This window comes from Gramella sp. KN1008, assembly GCF_004332155.1.
Lineage (GTDB): Bacteria > Bacteroidota > Bacteroidia > Flavobacteriales > Flavobacteriaceae > Christiangramia.
The window spans coordinates 58,745-71,791 of record NZ_SJDV01000005.1 but is presented as its reverse complement, the minus strand read 5'-3'; the positions used below and the strand labels follow the sequence as shown (position 1 = coordinate 71,791).

Sequence of the window (13,047 nt, the reverse complement as noted above, 5' to 3'; positions counted from 1 at the left end):
AAGTTGAAACGCTAAACTTTAATTAGACGTTAAATACTTTCGAATGAAATTTTAGTATTTTAGCCTTTCAATTTGCAATAAATGACCTACCTGCACTCCATTGGGGAATATTTTTTAATGCTTAAAGGAGTTTTTGGCCGAATGACGAAAACTTCTGTGCTTCGGAATCTGATCCTTAAAGAAATAAATGATCTGATAATGGGATCTATGGGGATAGTCGCTTTTCTATCCTTCTTCATCGGGGCAGTAGTTGCAATCCAAACAGCACTTAACCTCAACAATCCTCTTATTCCAAAAACGCTTGTGGCCTATGCCGCCAGACAATCGGTAATACTGGAATTCTCACCTACTTTCATCTCCATAATCATGGCCGGTAAAGTAGGCTCATATATAACTTCCAGTATTGGATCCATGCGGGTAACCGAACAGATAGATGCTCTGGAAGTAATGGGGATAAATTCCAAGAATTATCTCATCTTTCCCAAGATCATAGCTATGCTCACCTACCCTTTTGTTATTGCGATATCTATGTTCCTGGGAATGAGTGGTGCCTATACTGCTGCCGTGCTTGGAGGTTTTGTAACTTCAGACCAGTTTATAACCGGTCTTCAGGAGGATTTTACACCCTTCCACCTCACCTATGCTTTTATAAAGACCTTTATGTTCGCCTTTATTCTTGCCACGGTACCCGCTTACCATGGCTACTATATGAAAGGCGGAGCCCTGGAGGTTGGTGAAGCCGCCACTACCTCTTTTGTATGGACCAGCGTAGTGCTTATTGTTACGAACTATATTGTAACACAACTCTTATTAAGCTAAAGATGATCGAAGTAAAGGATTTATATAAAGGATTTGAAGGGCAGGAGGTGCTAAAAGGAATAGACTATGTCTTTGAAAGAGGAAAGACTAACCTTATCATTGGCCAGTCAGGTTCAGGAAAGAGTGTTTTTTTAAAATGTATGCTGGGCTTATTTAAACCTGACAGAGGAACCATTGCCTATGATGGAAAACCCTTCTCTTCCTTTTCAGACGAGGAACAAAGAGAACTCCGGAAAGAAATAGGCATGTTATTTCAGGGCGGAGCGCTGTTCGATTCCATGAACGTGGAAGAAAATGTTATGTTTCCGCTTAGAATGTTTACCAAACAAAGAAGAAAAGAAATGCTTTCCCGTGTTCATGAAGTTCTGGAAAGGGTCAACCTGGAAGGAACCGGAAAAAAGATGCCTTCAGAAATAAGTGGGGGAATGCAGAAAAGAGTGGCCATCGCAAGAGCCATCGTAAATAAACCAAAATACCTCTTTTGTGATGAACCTAACTCCGGTCTGGATCCAAAGACCGCCACGGTGATAGATAATCTTATACAGGATCTAACCCATGAAAATGATATCACTACCGTTCTTATTACGCACGATATGAATTCGGTACTGGAGATAGGAGAGCGTATTGCTTTCTTAAAAGACGGTGTGCTGGCATGGAAGGGTACCAAACATGAAATCTTCAAAACCAAGGACGAAGCGGTGACCGATTTCGTTTATTCATCGGACCTTTTCCAGAAAGTGAGAGACGCCCAGCAGCAGGGACAATGATCACCTTACATTCTTAATAGCAATCGTATCAAGTTTTAATCGAACTTTCATCCAGCTCTCAAATTTTTGTTGCTGTTCTTTTAACTCAGAATTTCTTAAGTCGGAATTCCAGGTTACTGTAAAAGTTGGAATAGTATCCTGCTTCTGGAAATTGGTAGTAATCAAATTAGAATATCCTATTTCTTCAATATTCTCATAATTGATCTTGGCTTCCCGGCTAAGATCTGAAAAGGAGAATTGATCACCTCTGTATTTGGCCAGTTCGGTTTCCAGAAGTCCAATTCGCTTATCTTTATTTTCAAGTACCTCCTGATTCTTTACATAGAGATCCTCCAGGATCCCACTTCTAAGCTCCGTAGACAGGCGATTTATATCCTGGGTCTGGTCCTTTCCCTGGTGCACGATGAGCTGAGATTCTTTTAGTGCTTCAATTTCCCTCATTCGCTGCTCCCAAGTCTCGATAGTACCTTGCGGAACCTGGTTACCTATTAAATATACTTCCAGTGTTCTGGTCTTATAGTCCCTGGTTGCCTTTATCGTTTCGGCCCCGGCATACTGAACGGTTTCATCGAAGAACTCATCTGCCTTACTTTCAAAAACCTGTTGTCTTAACAGATTCACAAAAAGGATTACACTGGGGATCATCACAATAATTGCAATGGTAGAGGCTACCTGGGCAATTTTCCGACGTCTTCGGCTATTAGCATATCTTACCAATGGAAACCCTAGCAGTTTTGCGACTACAAAAGTGGAAAGGGCAATGAAGACCGCATTAATTGAGAATAAGTAAAGTGCTCCAAGGGCGAACTGCCATTTCGCAGTTGCAATTCCATATCCTACCGTACATAATGGAGGCATAAGGGCGGTTGCTATGGCAACCCCCAGAATCACGCTGGCAATAGTTCCTTTTTTTGTCTTGGCGACTATTAGAGCAAGACCACCAAAAATGGCTACCAACACATCCAGAATAGTAGGATAGGTACGGGCCACCAGCTCTGGGGTTTCATTCTTGACCGGAGAAATAAAGAAATATACGGTAGCGGTGAGTACACTTAGGCCAACCATAATCCCAAGGTTAACAAAGGACCTTCTAAGGGTATCCACATCATTGATGGCAACGGCCATCCCTACACCCACAATAGGCCCCATAAGCGGAGAGATAAGCATGGCGCCTATTACCACTGCCGTACTACTAACATTAAGGCCTATGGAAGCTACAAAAATGGAAAATATCAGAATCCAGGCATTATGGCCTTTAAATGATATATCTTTTTGAACCGCCTCAAGAGTCGATTCCCGGTCGGTATCTGGTCTTATATCCAGCAAGCGACTAAAAAAGCTTCTTGCGTGATCACGCATCTGTTTGGCATCTTCGGCCAGGTTATCCCTGTCTGAATTAGCATTAGAAGCATTTTTATTGTTATTTGTTTCTGCCATATTTTTACCCGAGTTCTTCTCCAAATTTCTCCATCACCTCTTCCCTTAATTTTTTGATCTCCTGTTCCTTTGATTTTGGAACTATCATCAGCACCTCTTTATCTTCAACGATTATATAATCTGAAATATCCATAAGGGCCACGATCTTTTTATTGCTTGAAATAATATTTCCGCTGGCATTTTTACTGTGCAACCTTGTATTTACAAGGGTATTTCCATTCTCATCAGAAGGCAATTCGCTCTGAACAGAAGTCCAGGTCCCAAGGTCGTTCCAGCTAAAATCCACAGGCATTACATAAACCGAATCAGCCTTTTCCATGATCCCGTAATCTATAGAGATGTTACTGGCCTTTCCATAGTTCTTTTCAAGAAACTCCTTCTCTTGCCTGGTATTCCAAACTTCTTCACCTTTTTTGAAAAGAGCATACATATCTGGAAGATGTTCTTTGAAATTTTCTATTATAAAACCCGCACTCCAGATAAAAATACCGGCGTTCCAGGCATAATTACCAGCCTCGATAAACTTTTTAGCACGTGAAAGATTTGGTTTTTCAGTAAATTTTTCAACCTTTTTAATAGTAGACTTTTCCGCCTTATTATATTTTATATATCCATATCCAGTGTTAGGTGAGTCCGGCTCTATTCCCAAAGTAAGAAGTCGATTACCTTCTGCTGCTTTTTCAAAGGCCAACTGAATAGTCTCCAAAAATTCATCCTCATCTTTAATCCAGTGATCACTTGGAGCTACCAGCGTAATTGCACTGGAATCCTTTTTAAAAATCTTCATGGCGCCAAGCAGAATACTGGGAGCTGTATTCCTCATATCCGGTTCAGGAACAATTTGCTCATCCTTTATCTTGGGAACCTGCTCCTTTATCACTTCAACATACTTTTCGTTGGTAAGCACATAGATATTTTCAATAGGAATTAGCCTGGACAATCTCTTGAAAGTGGTTTGGAAAAGGGTTTCGCCAACACCCAGAATATCGATAAACTGCTTGGGACTGGAAGCTTTGCTGGAAGGCCAGAACCTGGATCCCACTCCACCAGCCATTAATATCGCATAATAATTATCCTTTTTCTTTCCAATCATAGACTCAAATCTTTAATAAATGTACCTCAGCGTTTGGCTGAAACAGATAGATCTTGCCAGTATCTACTTCCAGGCATTCATAACGCTTGATCTTCCTGGCTCCCTTTTTAAATGTTTTCCCATTATGTATCTTGAACAGACTACCAAAAGGGATTTCAAAAATATAGTTTTTATCATTCTGAGGATCAAATTCTTTTAAAGCGACAGATAATCTGGCATCGGTATCACTGCTTGCCCTGGGATTCCTGAAGTGATTCGCGATCAAAGGAAGCAGAGAATTCGGAAATATTTCGGGCCTTATGAACGGCAGCATCAAACTCCTGAAACAGTGTTTCCATTCATCACCATGTGGCTTTATATGCCTGCCGTATTTCTGAAATGCCACTAAATGTGCAATTTCATGAATAGTGGTTATGAGGAATCTATATTTATTAAGGTTGGCATTAATGGTGATTTGCTGGGAACCGTCAGGCATTCTTCTATAATCCCCATGCCGTGTCACGCGTTCGTTTACGATCTTTAAATGAACCCCATTCATTTTAATAAGTGCAGACACCGGCTCCACCGAATTTACTGGTAAATATTTTTTAAGAATATCCTTCATTCGTTAGGGAGTACTATTCGAAACCTGCATGATTTTTCCGTTATAAAGCTTATGTCCTTTAAGACTAAAATCAACTATATATTCAGCCATCTCTTCGGCTGTAACCGGGGCCTTATATCCGGGAAATGCTTCTTCAAGCATTTCGGTCTGTACCGCGCCAAGTGCAAGAGCATTAAAAGAAGGGCCTGTTTCTTTATATTCTTCCGCGAGTAATTCGGTTAGGGTTAAAAGAGCTCCCTTACTGGAACTATAGGCGGCAAGGCCCGGAAACTTCAAACTTCCCTGAATACCTCCCATACTGCTTATATTCACCACATGTGAATCCTTGCTCATAAAAGGAAGGAGTTTACGGCTAACAGCAGCCACCCCAATAACATTCACTTCATAAATCGCCCTGAAGTCATTTGAGGTGGTTTCTCCAAAAGCCTTGTTTAAAAGGGCTCCTGCATTATTAATCAGGATATCCACTTTAGAATTCCAGTTGTCTTCAATAAACTTTATGGCTCTTAAATGACTGTCCTCGTCCGTAATATCAAAGGAAAAGGAATTTACATTTGCCAGTTTTCTATCTTTTACGGGTTTCTTATTTCGTGATAAGGCAAGCACATTATGCCCCATTTCTGAAAAGAGCGAGACCATTTCAAAGCCTATTCCCCTACTCGTTCCTGTAATTACGACATTCTTCATTACTCAGTCAGTTTTATTTCTTTTATTTCAGTTGTAGACATTTTCATAAGTCCTGGCAGAAGATTTTCCACGAGATTTGCCATATGTTCATAATCCATGAGGCCCACCTCATCATCTACGTGGTGGTAATAGGGATAATTCGAAAAATCAAAGGTACAAATGGTTTGAGCGGGCACTTTAAATTCCTGGTAGAAAGGATAATTATCACTTCTTTTGAAAAGGTTGAGCTGTTTAGCCTGGGGAAAAAATCCCAGAACATTCTCTTCATAGGAATATTCATTGAACTTTTTTGCAAGATTAGAGTTCTCATATCCGGTCACATAAGCAAGATAATCTTTATCCTTCATGGGAACTCCTATCATTTCCAGATTCACCATAGCATACAGATCAATACCATCTTTCTTAAGTTTTGCTGCCAGATGCTTAGAGCCCCTGAGCCCTTTTTCTTCTCCGGAGAACAGAACAAACATTACACTACGTTTATTCTCTCTGAGGACACCAAAATATTTAGCAAGTTCCATGACCCCAACTGTACCTGAAGCATTATCATTTGCTCCATTGGCAATCTCATCTCCATTTACCGATTTAATCTTCCCCACATGATCGTAATGAGCACCTATAATTATAAACTCATCTTTAAGCTCCTCATCGATCCCCTCTGCTACTCCTACTATATTATATGCCTGAAGCTCACCTATAGCAAAACTGTCACGGTATGTTTTGAAATAAGGCTTCAAACCGAATTCGTTGAATTTACCTTCAATAAAACTGGCAGCCATATCAATCTCTTCAGAACCCGTATTCCGGCCTGCAAGTTCATCTGAAGCCAGGTATTCCATGGCCTCTCGGATCGTATTTCGGGAAATTTCAATTTCGGGATGCTGAGCCCTCTGGGCACCAACAGGAAGAGATGAAAGAATCATCATGAAGAATCCGGCTAAAACCGGTAAATGCAATTTTTTTCTCATACTGCTAAAGATAAAAAAATCCCGCGATTAGGCGGGATTCGAAATATTTATCAGATATCTTGATTATGCCAGCATGGTTACCGGATTCTCAAGATAGGTTTTTAATGTTTGCAGGAATGCAGCTCCAGTTGCCCCATCTACTGTACGATGATCACAAGCAAGTGTAAGCTTCATAGTATGACCTACCACGATCTCACCGTTCCTTACTACCGGTTTTTCCACGATAGTTCCTACTGAAAGGATAGCCGAGTTAGGCTGGTTTATAATACTTGTAAACTCAACAATCCCAAACATTCCAAGATTAGATACCGTAAAGGTACTACCTTCCATTTCAGAAGGTTGAATCTTTTTATTTCGCGCCTTACCGGCAAGGTCCTTCACATTGCCTCCAATTTGAGTAAGCGACATCTGGTCTGCAAATTTCAGAACAGGAACCACGAGTCCTTCTTCAACCGCCACTGCAACCCCCATATGGATATGCTTGGCAAGCTTCATCGTATCTCCGGTCCACTGACTGTTTACCTGAGGATGCTTTCTAAGTGCCATAGCTGAAGCCTTTATCACCATATCATTAAAAGACACCTTAACATCTGGCATCTCATTGATATGTTTACGCGAAGCCATTGCGTTTGCCATATCCACCTCTATGGTGAGATAATAATGTGGCGCCGTGAATTTGGATTCACCAAGTCGTTTGGCAATAATCTTACGCATTTGCGAATTCTTGCGCTCCTCGAAGCTCTCTTCTCCCGCAGGAACGTACGGCTGCAAAGAAGCCGTAGTCTCTTCGGCCTTTTCAGCCTCTTTAGCAGCAGGTTTTTCTGCTCCTTTGAAGTTTTCGATGTCTTTCTTAACGATCCTTCCGTTCTCACCAGAGCCTTTTACATCAGCAAGGTCTATACCTTTATCCTCAGCCATCTTTTTCGCTAAAGGAGAAGCGAATATCCTTCCACCGTCTTTTCCTTCGGCCTGAGACCCGGTTTCCTCTTTCTGCTCTTTAGTATCGTCTTTCTTATCTTCCTTAGATTCCGATTTCTTCGCTTTTTTAGAAGATCCTCCGGACACATCGATCTTGGAAACATCGGTTCCTTCAGGACCTATAATAGCAAGAAGACTATCTACCTTGGCCGATTCACCCTCCTGAATACCAATTTTCAGAAGTGTACCCTCATAGAAGGATTCGAATTCCATAGTAGCCTTATCGGTCTCGATCTCGGCAAGTATATCTCCTTCCTCCACTTTATCACCTTCCTGCTTCAGCCAGCTGGCCACGGTACCTTCTTCCATGGTATCACTAAGACGAGGCATCTTGATGATCTCTACACCTTCAGGAATCTCTCCATCATTATCTTCTTCGTCAGAATCAGAATCCTCTTTAGATTCTTCCTTCTCAGACTCTTCTTTTTTATCCTCTTTTTTCTCAGCAGAATCATCAGCTCCGCCATCCAAAAGATCTGAAATATCTTCTCCCTCTTCTCCAATTATGGCAAGAAGGGCATCAACTGGTGCACCATCACCTTCTTCAATACCAATATGAAGCAAAGTTCCTTCATAAAAGGATTCGAATTCCATCGTTGCCTTATCGGTTTCGATCTCGGCAAGAATATCTCCTTCTTCTACCTTGTCTCCTTTTTGTTTAAGCCACTTTGCAACCGTACCTTCTTCCATGGTATCGCTCAAACGTGGCATTTTGATAACTTCTGCCATAGTCTAATCTAATTTATGTGATAGGAAAGGATAATCCTCCTGTTCGTAAACCACATCGTACATTACGCTTTTTTCAGGGAAATCAGATTCATCTGCGAATTTCTCACATTCTGCAACCCTGTCTTTAACCCTTTTATTTATCTCCTTAATTTCTTTTTCTGAAGCGTACTTCTTCTCCTTAATAACATCCAGAACCTGAGTAATTGGATCCAGCTTCTGATATTCTGCCACTTCTTCCTTGGTTCTGTACTTTTGGGCATCACTCATAGAGTGACCTCTGTATCGATATGTTTTCAGTTCAAGGAAAGTAGGACCATCACCTTTTCTCGCTCTTTTGATCGCCTCGTCAAATGCTTCGGCCACCTTCACGGGATTCATAGCATCTACAGGTCCGCAAGGCATTTCATAGCCTTTACCTAATTTCCATATTTCAGGGTCCTTAGAGGTACGTGCCACTGAAGTACCCATAGCATAACCATTATTCTCAACACAGAAAACAACCGGAAGATTCCAGTTTACCGCCATATTAAGAGTTTCATGAAGAGAACCCTGTCTTACAGCACCATCACCCATAAAAGTTAAGGTTACCGAATCTCTTTTGTGATATTTATCTGCAAAAGCGATCCCGGCTCCAAGAGGGATCTGTCCTCCCACGATCCCATGACCACCATAGAATCTATGCTCTTTTGAAAATATATGCATGGAACCACCAAGCCCCTGAGAGGTCCCGGTACCTTTTCCATAAAGCTCGGCCATTACTCGTTTTGGATCAACTCCCATCCCGATTGGCTGAACATGGTTACGATAAGCCGTGATCATACGGTCCTTTTCAAGGTCCATTACATGCAGTGCTCCTGCCAAAATGGCTTCCTGCCCGTTATATAAATGTAAAAATCCTCTAACTTTCTGTTGGATATAAACCTGCGCAAGTTTATCTTCGAATTTGCGCCAGAACAGCATCTCCTCGTACCACTTCAAGTAGGTGGCTTTTGTTATTTTCTTCATTTAAAATCTATATTTTAAGGCCAGACAGATTGGTTTTGCCAAGCGGATAACAAAAATACTATTTTCAATAAGAAACGAAAACTGTTTTCTGGCAAAAATACGAAAACCTTATAGGCAGGAATTATCAAAAACAAGAGGCAGCAAATCCTTTACTGAATCTGCTTTAACAACCTTTCCTGTCTCACCCATAAAATAGACTTCCATCGGGCTATCCTGTTTCACTTCATATTCTACCAGCGCCTGCCGGCACGCCCCGCATGGCGGCACAGGAGAAACCACCTGATGCCTCATAGATCTGGCAGTTATCACCACCTTAAGAATGGGAACATCCGGATATTTGGCACCTGCAGCATACACCGCGGTTCTTTCGGCGCATAAGCCTGAGGGATAAGAAGCGTTTTCCTGGTTACTACCAATTATCACTTCCTTATTCTCCAGCAATATGGCTGCGCCAACTTTAAAACTCGAATAAGGAGCATATGCAGCTTCTCGTGCTTCAGCGGCGGTTTCCATTAATCGCTGTACATCCTCCGGAAGCTCTTCCGGTGTATCATAAACTTCCAGCCGGGAAGTAATTGTAAGTGGCTTCATATATTTCTATTGGAAAGGCAAGGTAAGAGAAACCATAGCGGTTTCAAACCTTAATAAGAGAGTTTTAAGAATTTAGAACTGTTTAATTGCTGAAATTATCACCAAAATTAAAACTTAAACCAAATCGAAGCGTTCCCTCCAGCGGACTTGGAACAGAAGAGGTTGAAAATAAATAGGATGCATCAATTATTACAGATTCATAAGCGAAACCTGCTCCTAAAGAGAAGAACCTTCTAAAGCCCTTTTCTTCACTTTCATTGAAATATCCTGCCCTGAGCGAAAATTTATCCTGATACCAATATTCGGCACCCAAAGCCACGGTGATCTCTTTCATTTCTTCCGAAAGGCCATCGGGCGCATCACCGAAAGATTTAAAAATCCCCTCTATGGAACCTATATCATTATAAATTTCATCATCCAAATTATTAATCTCTCCATCACCATTAAAATCCTGAGGTGTAGGAACCAGTAATTTATTGAACTCAAGATAAGTCCCTAATTTATTTTCTGCATCAAAAATAAAATCAAAACCACCACCCAGGCTCAGATTGGTGGGTATAAAGTTTTCCTGGCCGGCATCGTCATATTTAATTTTAGGCCCTATATTGGAAATATTCGCACCCAATCTCCATCTACCGTCAAAAGAACTGTAGGTTATTTGTTTACTTTGATAGTAAGCAGCCACATCCACTCCAAAAGTAGACCCCGCCACATCATCATTACCGCCGGTATCCAAATCAGATCTTAAATATCTCCCGGCTACAGCCATTGAAAAATCTTCACTCAGTTTAAGTGAATATGAAAGGTCTAATGTAAAGGAGTTGGGATTAGCAATAAGAGGTTGAATCTGTTCAAAAGAGTCTCGTATTTCTATTGATCCAATACTAAAATACCTCAGGCTACCAGCAAATGCACTTCTATCATTAAGCTTTTGCACATAACTAAGACCCCCCAGAAAAATATCATTAACTATTCGGCTTAGGTAAGGAGTATAACCTACTCCTGCACCGTTTTTATATTCATAGAAAGCATATTTTGCCGGGTTCCATTGTTGTGAATAAGCATCTGGTGAAGTCGCAACCCCCTGATCTCCCAGTCCCGCCGCTCTGGCATCGGCAGCTACCAATAAAAAAGGAACTGCTGTGGTGATAACCCTGTCTCGTTGCTCCTGGGCAAACATGGAGAAATCGGCAAGTATGATTGCCCCTATCAGAAAGAATGTAATTTTTTTCATTATAGCAGTTAATGATAAACAAATATATAGTAATATTCCTGTTAAGAAAGAAGCAATTAATGAAAATGCTTTCTTATAAGGATTTAACTTAAAAATTTAAGATTACAAGAAGGCCAGGGGTTAATGAATATAACTTAAAATAGGCGAATTTATTGCAGCCAACAGACAAAAGACATAAATATTCGATAAAACCTCTATTGGTTGTACAATTTAAGCCAATTGCCGCCGTTAGTAAATCGGTATATCTGGAAAAAGTCTAAAAGCCTAATACTTAAACCGATATAAATTTATCTCAGGTAGTAGCATATCAGACAGTTATACAATTGTTTAGCGTTTTAGAAATAACAAAATAATCTTGTACATTTAGCGTTAATTAGTATATTGCAAGGCCTAAATTTCTATCATAAAGAAGGAAATAATATGAAATTGAATGTAGCTTTAAAAGCCGTTATTGCTGTTGTTTGTGGCGTTAGCTTACTAAGCTGTAATAAATCCAACAATTACAAAAATACTTCCCGTGCAACCGGATGGGATATCAATTCGGATGAAGGAGGTTTTCAGTATAATACGGATTATAAAGAACAGGAAGCTGCTCCGGGACTGGTATTTGTAGAAGGAGGAACTTACACCATGGGACGCGTGCAGGATGATCCTATGCACGACTGGAACAATACACCAACCCAGCAGCATGTGCAGTCCTTTTATATGGACGAGACTGAGGTAACCAACAAGATGTATCTCGAATATCTTGACTGGTTAAGAAGGGTTTTCCCTCCAAGTGAAGAGAATTACAGGAATATTTATAACGGAGCCCTGCCAGATACTCTGGTATGGAGAAACAGACTGGGTTATAACGAAACCATGGTCACTAACTATCTTCGCCACCCTGCTTACGCTGAATATCCGGTTGTAGGTGTTAGCTGGATCCAGGCAGTGGAATTCAGTAAATGGAGAACAGATCGTGTTAACGAATACAGACTGGAGGACGAAGGCTTTATCAAGGAAGGCGCTCACCTTACAGATGTTGATGCATCTTCTACCTTTAATACTGAAACTTATATTCATACCCCGAGCAAGGCCTATGGTGGAAATACCGAGATTAGTCAGGGAGGAGATGAAGCTCAGGACCGCTTGAATGAAACCAATGAAGCCGGCGAAACTATAAAAAATGTATACCCGGGACGTGAAAGCGGGCTAATCTATCCTGAATACAGGCTTCCAACCGAAGCTGAATGGGAATATGCGGCGCTTGGACTTACCGGAATTAGAAATTATAACACCTACAGAGGTAGAAAGAAATATCCATGGGATGGTCAGTATACCCGAAATGGAGACGTTAAGAGAATGGGCGATCAGCTAGCCAACTTCAAACAGGGAGATGGTGATTATGGTGGTATCGCCGGATGGAGTGATGATGGTGCAGATATTACTGCCGAAGTAAAATCTTATGAGCCTAATGATTTTGGACTTTACGATATGGCCGGAAATGTTGCAGAATGGGTAGCGGATGTATACCGACCAATAGTAGATGACGAGTTTAACGACTTCAACTATTACCGTGGTAACGTTTACACCAAACATGCTATCACAGAAGACGGAACAGTGAAGGTGGTTGGAACAGAAGATATTGTATACGACACCTTAAGTAATGGTAAACTTGTAGCAAGGAATCTTCCAGGTGAAATAGCTCAGGTACCGGTGACAGATGAGGACACTTATATGAGAACGAATTTCACCGAAAGCGATCAAAGAGACTACCGTGACGGAGATAAGAGCTCAAGCAGGTATTACCAGCCTTTCCAGGAGGTTGACGATCCTGGAAAACGTATGTACAATTCCCCCACTTATGATAATTTCACTTATAGTGACAGCAGTGCAACCTCTACACTGGAAGAAAGAGGTTATGACAAGGAAAAAAGGACCACCCTTATAAGTAATGAGGTAAGAGTTTATAAAGGGGGTAGCTGGAGAGACAGAGCTTACTGGTTAGATCCGGCTCAGCGACGTTACTTCCCTCAGGATATGGCTACCGATTATATCGGCTTTAGAAATGCGATGTCCAGAGTAGGTTCAAAATCTCTTGATAAAAATAAGACTGCTCGAAGCAACAATTAGCAGGAAGCATTATAAAATAA

The 13,047-nt window shown here is 41.1% G+C and carries 12 protein-coding genes; 3 read left to right on the top strand and 9 right to left on the bottom strand.

Features of this window, described 5'->3' with window-relative positions; genetic code table 11:
- The first annotated feature begins 81 nt into the window (after nucleotides 1–81).
- Both EZJ28_RS10520 and EZJ28_RS10515 read left to right on the top strand, forming a co-directional pair.
- Nucleotides 82–819 (top strand): ABC transporter permease, encoded by a 738-nt coding sequence (locus tag EZJ28_RS10520; RefSeq protein ID WP_131397633.1) that lies wholly within the window; start codon nucleotides 82–84, stop codon nucleotides 817–819.
- 2 nt (nucleotides 820–821) lie between these two features.
- Nucleotides 822–1,586 (top strand): ABC transporter ATP-binding protein, encoded by a 765-nt coding sequence (locus EZJ28_RS10515; RefSeq protein WP_131397631.1) that lies wholly within the window; start codon nucleotides 822–824, stop codon nucleotides 1,584–1,586.
- Here the strand turns inward: EZJ28_RS10515 and EZJ28_RS10510 are convergent, their stop codons facing one another.
- The 9 genes from EZJ28_RS10510 to porV form a co-directional block, all read right to left on the bottom strand.
- Complete coding sequence (locus tag EZJ28_RS10510; protein WP_131397629.1) at nucleotides 1,587–3,023, bottom strand: DUF389 domain-containing protein; 1,437 nt, start codon at nucleotides 3,021–3,023, stop codon at nucleotides 1,587–1,589.
- 4 nt (nucleotides 3,024–3,027) lie between these two features.
- Nucleotides 3,028–4,116, bottom strand: a complete 1,089-nt coding sequence (locus EZJ28_RS10505; RefSeq protein ID WP_131397627.1) for a mannose-1-phosphate guanylyltransferase — start codon at nucleotides 4,114–4,116, stop codon at nucleotides 3,028–3,030.
- 4 nt (nucleotides 4,117–4,120) lie between these two features.
- Nucleotides 4,121–4,720, bottom strand: a complete 600-nt coding sequence (locus EZJ28_RS10500) for a SprT-like domain-containing protein (protein WP_131397625.1) — start codon at nucleotides 4,718–4,720, stop codon at nucleotides 4,121–4,123.
- Nucleotides 4,721–4,723: 3 nt separating this feature from the next.
- Nucleotides 4,724–5,407 carry an SDR family oxidoreductase gene (locus EZJ28_RS10495; RefSeq protein ID WP_131397624.1) on the bottom strand — a complete coding sequence of 228 codons (684 nt, stop codon included), beginning with the start codon at nucleotides 5,405–5,407 and terminating at the stop codon, nucleotides 4,724–4,726.
- Nucleotides 5,407–6,375, bottom strand: coding sequence for a M20/M25/M40 family metallo-hydrolase (locus tag EZJ28_RS10490; RefSeq protein ID WP_131397622.1), 969 nt, complete (start codon nucleotides 6,373–6,375; stop codon nucleotides 5,407–5,409). Before EZJ28_RS10490 ends, EZJ28_RS10495 begins: the two co-directional genes overlap by 1 nt.
- A 63-nt stretch (nucleotides 6,376–6,438) precedes the next feature.
- Nucleotides 6,439–8,082, bottom strand: a complete 1,644-nt coding sequence (locus tag EZJ28_RS10485; protein ID WP_131397620.1) for a pyruvate dehydrogenase complex dihydrolipoamide acetyltransferase — start codon at nucleotides 8,080–8,082, stop codon at nucleotides 6,439–6,441.
- Between the two features lie 3 nt (nucleotides 8,083–8,085).
- Nucleotides 8,086–9,087 carry a pyruvate dehydrogenase (acetyl-transferring) E1 component subunit alpha gene (pdhA, locus tag EZJ28_RS10480; RefSeq protein WP_131397618.1) on the bottom strand — a complete coding sequence of 334 codons (1,002 nt, stop codon included), beginning with the start codon at nucleotides 9,085–9,087 and terminating at the stop codon, nucleotides 8,086–8,088.
- 108 nt (nucleotides 9,088–9,195) lie between these two features.
- The gene (gene cdd / locus EZJ28_RS10475) at nucleotides 9,196–9,678 is read right to left on the bottom strand and encodes a cytidine deaminase (RefSeq protein WP_131397616.1); all 483 of its coding nucleotides are present in this window, start codon (nucleotides 9,676–9,678) and stop codon (nucleotides 9,196–9,198) included.
- Between the two features lie 82 nt (nucleotides 9,679–9,760).
- Nucleotides 9,761–10,912 (bottom strand): type IX secretion system outer membrane channel protein PorV, encoded by a 1,152-nt coding sequence (porV, locus tag EZJ28_RS10470; RefSeq protein ID WP_131397614.1) that lies wholly within the window; start codon nucleotides 10,910–10,912, stop codon nucleotides 9,761–9,763.
- Nucleotides 10,913–11,332: 420 nt separating this feature from the next.
- On the opposite strand from porV, the gene gldJ reads away from it, so the two are divergent.
- Nucleotides 11,333–13,027 carry a gliding motility lipoprotein GldJ gene (gene gldJ, locus EZJ28_RS10465; RefSeq protein ID WP_131397612.1) on the top strand — a complete coding sequence of 565 codons (1,695 nt, stop codon included), beginning with the start codon at nucleotides 11,333–11,335 and terminating at the stop codon, nucleotides 13,025–13,027.
- The last annotated feature ends 20 nt before the right edge of the window (nucleotides 13,028–13,047 follow it).

Excerpts from the sequence above, each read along its gene's own strand:
- EZJ28_RS10520 (WP_131397633.1), top strand. The coding sequence starts at position 82 with ATGACCTACCTGCACTCCATTGGGGAATATTTTTTAATGCTTAAAGGA.
- EZJ28_RS10515 (WP_131397631.1), top strand. The coding sequence starts at position 822 with ATGATCGAAGTAAAGGATTTATATAAAGGATTTGAAGGGCAGGAGGTG.
- EZJ28_RS10510 (WP_131397629.1), bottom strand. The coding sequence starts at position 3,023 with ATGGCAGAAACAAATAACAATAAAAATGCTTCTAATGCTAATTCAGAC.
- EZJ28_RS10505 (WP_131397627.1), bottom strand. The coding sequence starts at position 4,116 with ATGATTGGAAAGAAAAAGGATAATTATTATGCGATATTAATGGCTGGT.
- EZJ28_RS10500 (WP_131397625.1), bottom strand. The coding sequence starts at position 4,720 with ATGAAGGATATTCTTAAAAAATATTTACCAGTAAATTCGGTGGAGCCG.
- EZJ28_RS10495 (WP_131397624.1), bottom strand. The coding sequence starts at position 5,407 with ATGAAGAATGTCGTAATTACAGGAACGAGTAGGGGAATAGGCTTTGAA.
- EZJ28_RS10490 (WP_131397622.1), bottom strand. The coding sequence starts at position 6,375 with ATGAGAAAAAAATTGCATTTACCGGTTTTAGCCGGATTCTTCATGATG.
- EZJ28_RS10485 (WP_131397620.1), bottom strand. The coding sequence starts at position 8,082 with ATGGCAGAAGTTATCAAAATGCCACGTTTGAGCGATACCATGGAAGAA.
- pdhA (WP_131397618.1), bottom strand. The coding sequence starts at position 9,087 with ATGAAGAAAATAACAAAAGCCACCTACTTGAAGTGGTACGAGGAGATG.
- cdd (WP_131397616.1), bottom strand. The coding sequence starts at position 9,678 with ATGAAGCCACTTACAATTACTTCCCGGCTGGAAGTTTATGATACACCG.
- porV (WP_131397614.1), bottom strand. The coding sequence starts at position 10,912 with ATGAAAAAAATTACATTCTTTCTGATAGGGGCAATCATACTTGCCGAT.
- gldJ (WP_131397612.1), top strand. The coding sequence starts at position 11,333 with ATGAAATTGAATGTAGCTTTAAAAGCCGTTATTGCTGTTGTTTGTGGC.